Genomic DNA, 2490 nt, shown 5'->3' with positions numbered 1-2490 from the left:
TGAGTTTCTTAAGAGCGAGAGACTTCGTCGCCAGCAGCGCCGCCGCCCTCGTTCAGTGAGTGGGCTTATAGATCCTTCCCCTTTTCTAAGTCAACTGCCCTTTTCGAAAAAAATCATTTTTCTTTCAAGTCGTTGTTTTTTCAGAGAAAGTTTCGGCGGCGCCTGTCAATGCGGTCATTTCCCGGATTCTGAGCTGCCTCCACCGAGCCGGAGACGTGAACATTCGTCGATTTTTCGTGGAAAGAGCGCTCTTTCGTCTCTCACGCCCCGACATGATCACAATCTGCTGGTCTTTACGGACACATGATTCACACAGGCAAATGCAGATAGGCTGCCTTTCCAGTGCACGATTTGACTTCAGTGCCCAAAATATGCACATCTTTCGCCCCAGCCAGGATGGCCGATAAATGCTTCCAGAGATGTCAAATGTAAGGACGCGGACCCGACTGCCATGATGACGGAGAAAATGATGATCCGCTCGTTGGGCAACGAGCCTCCGCTTCTGGCCGACGGCAGGCGTGCGCCCGACAAGCGCGAAGTTTCCTTGCGCTGGCTCTCGGGCACGTTCCTCACCGGTATCACATCCTCTGTCCTGATGGGCGTCGCCCTTTTTGCCGCGCTTGATGGCCGCCAACAGCTGGCGATTCCTGCCGAGGCCTATGCGAGTGCTGCCGCAGAGGCGCATGTGGACACGACCGTGGTCCGCGGCGGCCGGCTGATCGCTCCCGCCATCGCCGCAAAACCTTCGGACCGGGCGATCATGGAAGTATCGACCGTCGTCCATGAAGGCGAGAAGGAGGTCGTGCGCCGCCAGCCCTTCGCGCATGTGAAGATGACGCTGGCCGCCAACCATGTGGCGACCGAGGACTACCCCGATTTCGATCCTCTGGCGATATTTTCCGCCGACGAACCGCAGCCCGCCCCGCAGAGCCGCACCGGCGCACTCTATGGCTCCGACGTTGAATCCGAAGTCAGCCTGAAGACCGTTCCCTTCCCGACCGCCAAGACCAGTATGAAAATGGCCTCCGGCCTGTCGCTCGAGGAGGTCGAGGAAAACGTCCGTTCCAACGGCTCCGTGCTGACCGACGGCAATACGCAGCTCGCGGCCCTCTACTACGTCGATCCACGTCGTTTCTCCAGTGAGGAAGCCGATGTCGATCTGACCGCCGGCCTGTCCGCCCGCGTGCTCGAGCAGAACATGACGGTTTCTGCGCCGGAGTCGATCACGCCGCAGACCGAAGAATTCGCCGACGACGTCCTTCCGGTGCGCGCCGATACACCGATCGCCAAGGCGCTGACGGACTCAGGCTACCCACAGCAATATGCCGATGGCATTGCCAACTATATCTCGCAGCAACTCGGCGCCAGCGATCTCGATAAGGGTGACGTGCTGCGCATCGGCATCATCCAGAAAGGTGAGCAGGCAAAGATCATCCGGGCCAGCGTCTACCGCGGCACGCGCCATCTGGTCACCGTGGCTCTCGACGACAAGGGCAAATACGTGTCCGGCAGCGAGCCGCCGATGCTGGATGCCATCGCCACGGCTTTCGATGACAATACCTTCGCTCCGCCGCCCGGACAGAACCTGCCGCGCGTCTATGACGGCATCTATCGTGCCGCCCTTTCCTATGGCATGACCAAGGATATGACCGCGCTGATCATCAAGCTGCTCGCAAGCAATGTCGATTTCCAGGCGCAGCTGAGATCGACCGATAAGCTGGAGGCCTTCTTCTCCGTCGCCGACAGCACCGGCCAGGCGACCGAGGATTCCGAACTGCTCTACGTCAATGCTCGTTTCGGCGATACGCAGACGCGCTTCTATCGCTTCCAGGATCCCGGCGACGGTACGGTCGATTATTTCGACGAGAACGGCAAGAGCATCCGCCAGTTCCTGCTGCGCAACCCGGTTCCGAACGGCATTTTCAAGTCGGGCTTCGGCATGCGCCGCCATCCGATCCTCGGTTTCGCCCGAATGCATACCGGCGTCGATTGGGCGGCGCCACGTGGCACCGCGATTATCGCCTCCGGCAATGGCACAGTCGAAAAAGCCGGCTGGGATTCCGGCGGATACGGCAATCAGACCATCATCCGCCATGCCAATGGCTATGAATCCTCCTACAATCACCAGAGCGCCATTGCCAAAGGCGTCGTTCCCGGGGCGAAAATACGTCAGGGCCAGGTGATCGGCTGGGTCGGCACGACGGGTGAATCCACCGGCCCTCATCTGCATTACGAGCTGATCGTCAACGGCACCAAGGTCGATCCGCTGCGCATCCGCCTGCCGGGCGGCAAATCGCTACAGGGCGAGGCGCTGGCGAAATTCGAGGACGAGCGAAAGCGTATCGATACGCTGCTGAACAATCAAACGCCGGATCAGGTGGCGAGCAAGTAGTCTCTAGAGCATGCTGTTTTCATACGGAAGCATAGCCTGAGTTTGTGAGATAGTTGGCGCATTCGGCCGGCGAGAATGCGTCGAGCAATTCACCGGCC

The 2490-nt window shown here is 59.5% G+C and carries 1 protein-coding gene; it reads left to right on the top strand.

The genetic code is table 11. From position 1 onward, the window contains the following. Positions 1–451 precede the first annotated feature (451 nt). A complete protein-coding gene (locus tag GGD53_RS31375) occupies positions 452–2392 on the top strand; it encodes a M23 family metallopeptidase (RefSeq protein ID WP_184460583.1) in 1941 nt (646 codons plus the stop codon). Positions 2393–2490 lie beyond the last annotated feature (98 nt).

Source organism: Rhizobium aethiopicum, from assembly GCF_014197535.1.
In the GTDB taxonomy this organism is placed as follows: domain Bacteria; phylum Pseudomonadota; class Alphaproteobacteria; order Rhizobiales; family Rhizobiaceae; genus Rhizobium; species Rhizobium aethiopicum_A.
Note: the sequence above shows the minus strand (reverse complement) of the source record. Positions and strands in the feature narration are given on the sequence as shown.